We start from the raw sequence: 8,330 nt of genomic DNA, 5'->3' as shown, positions 1-8,330 counted from the left end.
GGACAACAACCGTGCCGCCTGACCCCGCAGCGCCTCCACACCACGACCGGACAGCACCCACGGCACCACCGACGGAACCACAACCGGCTCCACCACAGGCTCGACAGCTTCAGCCGACCCCAGTTCAGGCGCCTGCTCCAGGATCACGTGCGCATTGGTGCCACTGACACCGAAGGACGAGACTCCCGCACGACGCGGCGCACCCGTCCGCGGCCACTCCCGCTGCTCGGCCAGCAACTCCACCGCACCCGCCGACCAATCCACCTTCGACGACGGCTCATCCACATGCAGCGTCTGCGGCAACACACCATGGCGCATCGCCAGCACCATCTTCATCACGCCGGCGACACCCGCCGCGGCCTGGGTGTGGCCGATGTTGGACTTCACCGAGCCGAGCCAGAGCGGCCGGTCCGCGGGGCGGTCCTGCCCGTAGGTGGCCAGCAGCGCCTGTGCCTCGATGGGGTCGCCGAGGGTGGTGGCGGTGCCATGGGCCTCGACCGCGTCCACTTCGGCCGCGGAGAGCCGCGCGTTGGCGAGAGCGGCGCGGATGACGCGCTGCTGGGAGGGGCCGTTCGGCGCGGTGAGGCCGTTGCTCGCGCCGTCCTGGTTGACCGCGCTGCCGCGGATCACCGCGAGTACCGGATGGCCTGCGCGCCGGGCGTCCGACAGGCGCTCCAGCAGCAGCATGCCCGCGCCCTCACCCCATCCCGTACCGTCCGCCGCGTCCGAGAAGGCGCGGCACCGGCCGTCCGGAGACAGCGCGCGCTGGCGGCTGAACTCCACGAAGAGGCCGGGGGTGGACATCACCGTCACACCGCCGGCCAGCGCCAGCGAGCACTCGCCGTTGCGCAGCGCCTGCGCCGCAAGATGCAGCGCCACCAGCGAAGACGAGCAGGCGGTGTCGATCGAGACGGCGGGCCCCTCCAGACCGAAGGTGTAGGAGAGGCGTCCGGAGACGACGCTGGCCGCGCTGCCGGTCGCCAGGTAGCCGTCGGACTCCTTCGGGGCCCGCTGGAGGAGTGCCCCGTAGTCCTGGCCGTTGGTGCCCGCGAACACCCCGGTGCGGCTGCCCTTCAGCGACCAGGGGTCGATGCCCGCGTGCTCGATCGCCTCCCAGGACGTCTCCAGCAGCAGCCGCTGCTGCGGGTCCATGGCCAGCGCCTCGCGCGGTGCGATGCCGAAGAAGGCGGGGTCGAAGTCGGTGGCGTCCGGGAGGAAGGAACCTTCGCGCACATAGCTCTTGCCGACGCGGTCGGGGTCCGGATCGTAGAGGTTCGTCATGTCCCAGCCGCGGTCCGCGGGGAACTCCGCGACCGCGTCGCCGCCGGAGGCCAGCAGCCGCCACAGCTCTTCGGGGGTGTCGGCGCCGCCCGGGAAACGGCAGCCCATGCCGACGACGGCGATGAGGTCGTCGTTGGACGCGGGGCCGGCCTGAGCCGTGGCCGCGGCGGAGGCCTCGTCGGCCACGTCCACCAGCTCGACCCGCAGGTGCCGGGCGAGGGCGGTGGGGTTCGCGTAGTCGAAGACCAGTGTGGCGGTCAGCGCCAGCCCGGTGGCGGAGGCGAGCCGGTTGCGCAGTTCGACCGCGGTCAGGGAGTCGAAGCCGATCTCCTTGAAGGGCCGCCCGGGGTCGACCGCGTCCCCTGCGGCGTATCCGAGCACCGCCGCCGCGTTGTTGCGGACCAGGTCAAGCAGCAGCTGGTGCTGGTCGGCCTCGGCGAGCCCGGCCAGCCGCTGGGCGAGGGCCGATCCGCTCGCGGGAGCGGTGTCCACGGCCGTGTCGGCCCGCCGGGGCGTGGCCGGGATCAGGTCGCGCAGCAGTGCGGGGACGGTGTCCGCAGCGCGCAGCGCGGAGAGGTCCAGCCGTACCGGGATCAGGGCGGGCCGGTCCGCCGCCAGGCCCGCGTCGAACAGTGCGAGGCCCTGGTCCGCGGAGAGCGGCAGCACGCCGCCGCGGGCCATGCGCGCCAGGTCGGCCGCGCCGAGCCGGCCGCCCATGCCGCCGCGCTCGCCCCACAGGCCCCATGCGAGGGAGACCGCGGGCAGGTCCTGGGCGCGGCGGTGCTCGGCGAGGGCGTCAAGGAACGCGTTGCCCGCCGCGTAGTTGCCCTGGCCGGCACCGCCGAACGGGGCGGCGGCGGCGGAGAACAGCACGAAGGCGCGGAGACCGTCGAGCCCGGCCGTCAGCTCGTGCAGCTGCCAGGCGGCGTCCACCTTGGGCCGCAGCACCGCGTGCAGTCGGTCGGGGTCGAGCGTGGCGACCAGCCCGTCGTCGACGATGCCCGCGGTGTGCACCACGCCGGTCAGCCGGTCGCCGACCGAGCCGATGAGGTCGGCCATGGCCGCACGGTCGGCGACGTCGGCGGCCACCGCCCGGACGGAGACGCCCAGCGCGGACAGCTCGTCGGTCCACGCCGGGTCCGGGCCGGAGCGGGAGACCAGGACCATGCCGGTGACCCCGTGCTCCGTGGCCAGGTGGCGGGTCACCAGCCGCCCCAGGCCGCCGGTGGCGCCGGTGACGAGCACGGTACCGCCGGCCAGCCCGAGTCCGGTGCCGGGCGCGGCGTCGCGGGAGAGTCCGGCGTTGTCGGCGCGCCGCAGCCGGGCGACGTACGGGCGGCCGTCGCGGACCGCTGTCTGCGGTTCGTCCGGCCCTGCCGCCAGGCCCGTACGGATCGTCTCCGCGTCGATACGGTCGCCGGACAGCAGCGCGAACCGGCCCGGGTGCTCCGACTGCGCGGAGCGCACCAGGCCGCGCAGCGGCGCGGACACCAGATCGGGAGCATCGGTCGCCACCACCAGCCGCGAGGACGCGGTCCGGGGGTCGGCCAGCCAAGCCTGGAGGACGTCCAGCAGCTGCTCGGTGAGGGTGTGGACGCGCTCGGGCACGGGCTGCGCCGGGTCGCCGCCGCCCGGGTTGAACACCACGAACGGCGGTACGGGCCGGTCGTCTCGGGGCTCTGTGTAGAACTCCCAGTCGTCGGGGGCGGTATGTCCCTCGGCGGCCGGCATCCATTCCACCTCGTACAGCGCGTCCTGGCGCTCCGCCGTCCCGCCGGAGGGGCCCTCGGCGCCGTCCGTCGGTGCCGCGGCGTCCGGGAGCCAGTAGCGCCGGCGCTGGAAGGCGTACGTGGGCAGCTCGACCCGCGCCGCACCCGAACCCTCGAACAGCGCCGCCCAGTCGACGGTGGCGCCATGGGTCCAGGCCAGGGCGAGGCCGGAGATCAGGCCGCGGTCCTCGGGCCGGCCGGAGCGCAGTACGGGGATGAACACCGCGTCCGGCACGGTCTCGGCGCCCATGGCGCTGAGCACGCCGTCGGGGCCCAGTTCGAGGAAGACCGAGACGCCCTCGGCGGCGAGCGCGCGCACTCCGTCGGAGAAGCGCACGGCCTGGCGGACGTGCCGCACCCAGTAGTCGGCCGAGCCCAGCTCCTCCGCGGCGGCGATCCGCCCGGTGACGTTGGAGACCACGGGGATCCGCGGCTCCTGGAAGGTCAGCGACCGCACGACGGCCCGGAAGTCGTCCAGCATCGCGTCCATGTGGACCGAGTGGAAGGCGTGGGAGACGCGAAGCCGCTTGGTCTTGCGGCCCTCGGCGCGCAGCTTCTCGGCGAGCGTGCGCACGGCGTCCTCATCACCCGAGATCACCACGGAGGCGGGCCCGTTGATCGCCGCGATGCCGACCCGCTCCCCGTGCTCGGCGAGCAGGGCGGTCGCTTCCTCCTCCGTGGCCTGGACGGCGACCATCGCACCGCCCGCCGGCAGCGCCTGCATCAAGCGGCCACGCGCGGCCACCAGCCGGGCCGCGTCGTCGAGCGAGAACACCCCCGCCACATGCGCCGCCACGATCTCGCCGATGGAGTGACCGGTCAGGAAGTCCGGGCGTACGCCCCAGGACTCGGCCAGCCGGTACAGGGCCACCTCGACGGCGAAGAGCGCCGCCTGGGTGAACACCGTCCGGTCCAGTACCCCGTCCTCGTCTCCGAAGAGGGCATCGCGCAGCGGCCGGTCCGCATGCCCGGCCAGCTCCCGGTCCAGTGCCTCGCACGCTTCGTCCACCGCACGGGCGAACACCGGGTACCGGCCGTACAACTCGTGGCCCATCCCAGCCCGCTGGCTGCCCTGACCCGAGAACAGCACGGCCAGCGGCCCGGCGACCGCTCCGCCGGCGGGGCCTTCGATCAGCCCGGGTGCGGACTCGCCGCGCGCGAGGGCGCCGACCCCGGCGGCCGGCGTGACGCCGGCCTCGCCGAGCGCCACCGCGCGGTGTTCGAACGCGGCCCGCCCGGAAGCCAGCGACCGGCCGACGCCCACCGGCGGCAGCGCCTCGTCCGACACCGTGGACAGCAGCCGCTCCGCCTGTCCGCGCAGCGCGTCCGCGCTCCGGCCCGACAGCACCCACGGCACCACCGTAGGAACGGACACCGGCTCCGCCGCCTCGACCGGCTCCGGCTCCGGCGCCTGCTCCAGGATCACGTGGGCGTTGGTGCCGCTGACGCCGAAGGAGGAGACACCAGCGCGGCGGGGCCGCCCCTCGACCCGGGGCCAGGCCCGCTGTTCGGTCAGCAGCTCCACCGCACCGGCCGTCCAGTCCACGTTCGTCGACGGCTCATCCACGTGCAGCGTCTGTGGCAGCACCCCATGGCGCAGCGCCTGCACCATCTTGATCACGCCCGCGACTCCGGCGGCGGCCTGGGTGTGGCCGATGTTGGACTTCAGCGAGCCGAGCCACAGCGGCCGGTCCTCCGGCCGCCCCTGCCCATAGGTGGCCAGCAGCGCCTGCGCCTCGATCGGGTCACCCAGGGTCGTGCCCGTGCCGTGCGCCTCGACGGCGTCCACGTCTGCCGCGGCGAGCCTGGCGTTGGCGAGGGCGGCGCGGATGACGCGCTGCTGGGAGGGGCCGTTGGGGGCGGTGAGGCCGTTGCTCGCGCCGTCCTGGTTGACCGCGCTGCCCCGGAGCACGGCCAGTACGGGGTGCCCGTTTCGACGCGCGTCCGACAGCCGCTCCAGCAGCAGCATGCCCGCGCCCTCGGCCCAGCCGGTGCCGTTCGCCGCATCCGCGAACGCCTTGCAGCGGCTGTCCGGAGACAGCACCCGCTGCCTGCTGAACTCCACGAACAGTCCGGGGGTCGTCATCACGGTGACGCCGCCGGCCAGGGCGAGCGAGCACTCGCCGTTGCGCAGCGCCTGGGCTGCCAGGTGGAGGGTGACCAGCGAGGCGGAGCAGGCGGTGTCGACGGTGACCGCCGGACCCTCCAGCCCCAGGAAGTACGAGATGCGGCCCGACAGCACCGCACCGGACCGGCCGGTGCCGAGGTAGCCCTCGAGCCCTTCGGGGGTGTGCCGCAGCAGCGCCCCGTAGTCGTGGCCGTTCGTGCCGGCGAAGACACCGGTACGGCTGCCCTTCAGCGCGGACGGGTCGATGCCCGCGCGTTCGAACGCCTCCCAGGAGGTCTCCAGCAGCAGGCGGTGCTGCGGGTCCATGGCGAGGGCCTCACGCGGCGAGATCCCGAAGAAGGCCGGGTCGAAGTCGGCGACGCCGTCGAGGAACGCGCCCTCGCGGACATAGCTCTTGCCCTGCTGCTCCGGGTCCGGGTGGTAGATGTCCTCGTCCCACCCGCGGTCCTCGGGAAACGCGGACACCGCGTCGGTACCGTCGACCAGCAGGTCCCACAGCTGTTCGGGGGTCCGCGCGCCGCCCGGAAAACGGCAGCCCATTCCGACGATGGCGATCGGTTCCCGCGCCGCCGCCGCGAGCTGCCGGTTCTCCTTGCGCAGCCGTTCTGTTTCTTTCAACGAGACGCGCAGGGCGTCGAGGATCTTCTCAGGAGAGGTGTTGCTCAAAGGGAACTCCACACTTGGGGCACGTCAGACGTCGGTGGCGCCGTCGCCTGCGACGCTGTCGCTTGCGGCGCTGTCAGGAATCGGTGTTTTCGAATGCCATGCGGAGCAGGGTCTCGGTGTCCATCTCGTCGATCGACTCCTCGTCGACCGGCTCCTGCCGGCCCTCGTCTCCGGTGCCGCTCTCCTCCGGGAGTTCCTGGAAATCGGCGAGCTGCAGCAGCATGTCCAGCAGTCCGGCGTCGCGCAGGCGGGACAGAGGGATGGCGGTCAGGACCTCGCGCACCCTCGTCTCGTACGGCCGGGAGGCCGCGTCCGCGTCGCCCTCCTCGTCACCGTCCGGGAACAGTCCGGCCCGGAGGTGTTCGGCAAGGTCGGCGGGGGTGGGGAAGTCGAAGACCAGCGTGGGCGGCAGCGGCAGCCCGGAGGCGGCCTTGAGCCGGTTGCGCAGCTCCACCGCGGTCAGCGAGTCGAAGCCCAGGTCCTTGAAGGCGCGCCCGCCCGCGATCGCCGCGGTGCCGGAGTGCCCCAGCACGGCGGCGGCGTGGGCAAGGACCAGTTCCTGCAGTACACGCCTGCGCTCGGCGGCGGGCCGGCCGGTCAGCCGCTCGCGCAGCTCCGCCGCCGTACCGGCGCCCTCTGGGCCCGCGCCCGTCCCCTGTGCTGCGGCGGCCGCGGCCAGCGCCTGCCGCACCTCGGGGATGCCGACGAGCAGTGGCGCGGGGCGCACGGCGGTGAAGGAGGGGGCGAACAGGTCCCAGCGCACGTCCGCGACCACGGCGAACTCGTCGTCGCGGGCCAGCACCTGCGCCAGGGCGGCGATGGCACCCTGCGGATCCATCGGGGTGAGGCCGCTGCGCCGGGTCCAGTTCTCCCGCGTCTCGCCCTCCGCGAGGCCGCCGCCGTCCCAGGTGCCCCAGGCCACCGAGGTGCCGGGCAGTCCGAGCGCGCGGCGGCGCTGAACCAGGGCGTCCAGGAAGGCGTTGGCGGCCGCGTAGTTGCCCTGGCCCGCGCTGCCGACCGTACCGGCCATCGACGAGAAGACGATGAACGCGGACAGGTCCAGCTCACGCGTCAGCTCGTCCAGGTGGACGGCGGCATCCGCCTTGGGGCCCAGGACACGGACGAACCGTTCCGGCGTCAGCGCGTCGACGACACCGTCGTCCAGCACACCGGCCGTGTGCACCACGGCGCTCAGCGGATGCTCGGCGGGGACCGATGCCAGCAGTCCGGCCAACTCCGTGCGGTCGGCGGCGTCGCAGGCGGCGATGGTGACCTTCGCGCCCAGCTCCAGCAGCTCCGCTTCCAGCTCGGCGGCGCCCGGTGCCTGCGGGCCGCGGCGGCTCGTCAGCATGAGGTGTTCGGCGCCGTTGCGCGCCAGCCACCGGGCCACATGGCCGCCCAGCGCGCCGGTGCCACCGGTGACCAGCACGGTGCCGCGCGGCCTCCACTCGGCACCGCGGGCCGCGCTACGGCCGGTGCGCAGCAGCCGACGGCCGTACACACCGCCGCCGCGAACCGCGACCTGCTCCTCGGCACCGGCGGCCACTCGCGTTCCGGCGGCGGCCAGTACGGCGGCGAGACGCCCCGCCGCGCGGGCGTCGAATGTCTCCGGCAGATCGACCAGCCCGCCCCAGCGCTCCGGGTGCTCCAGAGCCACCACCCGGCCCAGGCCCCAGACTTCGGCCTGCTCGGGAGCGGACAGCACCTCGTCGCCGGCGACGGCGACCGCCCCGCGCGTCACACACCACAGCGGCGCCTCCACCCCGGCGTCGCCGAGCGCCTGCACCAGCAGCAGGGTGCCGACAACACCGTTCGGCACGCCTTCGTGCGCACGGTCAGTGTCTTCGGCCAGCGCCAGCAAGGAGACCACGCCGCCCACCGGCGCGCCGTCCGCTGCCTCGGCGGAGATGGCCTGTGCCCACTGCTCCCGGTCGGCGCGGTGGCTGTCCAGCTCCACCGTCACCACTCGGGCGCCACGGCCGGACAGCGCCTCGGCGGTGGTTGTGGCCACGTCTGTGGCGGTATGGCCCGCGGGCACGGCGAGCACCCAGGTCCCGGAGAGCACGGCGGAGAGGTCGGCGGCGACCGGCTGCCAGGCGATGCGGTACTGCCAACCGTCCAGCCGCGTCTGCTCCTGCCGGGCACCGCGCCAGGAGGCGAGGGCCGGGAGCACCGCACTCAGCGGTTCGTGGTCCGCCAGCTCAAGCGCCGCCGCCACGGACTCCAGGTCCTCGCGCTCGACGGCCTCCCAGAAATCCGCCTCGAACGGGTCGACGGGCAGGCCTGTCCCGGCTGAACCGTCGGCGGGGGCGTCGAGCCAGTAGCGGCGGCGTTGGAAGGCATACGTCGGCAGTTCGACCCGGGAGGCACCGGCGCCGGCGAACACCTGATCCCAGTCGACCGCGACGCCCTGCGTCCACACCTCCGCCACGGAGGCAAGGAAGCGGTCCAGACCGCCCTCGTCCCGCCGCAGCGAACCAGCCACC

The 8,330-nt window shown here is 74.1% G+C and carries 2 protein-coding genes; both read right to left on the bottom strand.

The window, feature by feature from the left end:
* Positions 1–5,844, bottom strand: a 5,844-nt coding sequence (locus ACIRU3_RS46885) for an SDR family NAD(P)-dependent oxidoreductase (protein ID WP_404070462.1), incomplete at its 3' end; no start/stop codon positions are given.
* Between the two features lie 73 nt (positions 5,845–5,917).
* Positions 5,918–8,330: SDR family NAD(P)-dependent oxidoreductase (locus ACIRU3_RS46880; protein WP_404070460.1), on the bottom strand; the 2,413-nt coding region annotated here is incomplete at its 5' end.

Origin of the sequence: Streptomyces sp. NPDC101151, from assembly GCF_044768335.1 — a bacterium.
Lineage (GTDB): Bacteria > Actinomycetota > Actinomycetes > Streptomycetales > Streptomycetaceae > Streptomyces.
This window is presented reverse-complemented; position numbering and strand designations above follow the sequence as displayed.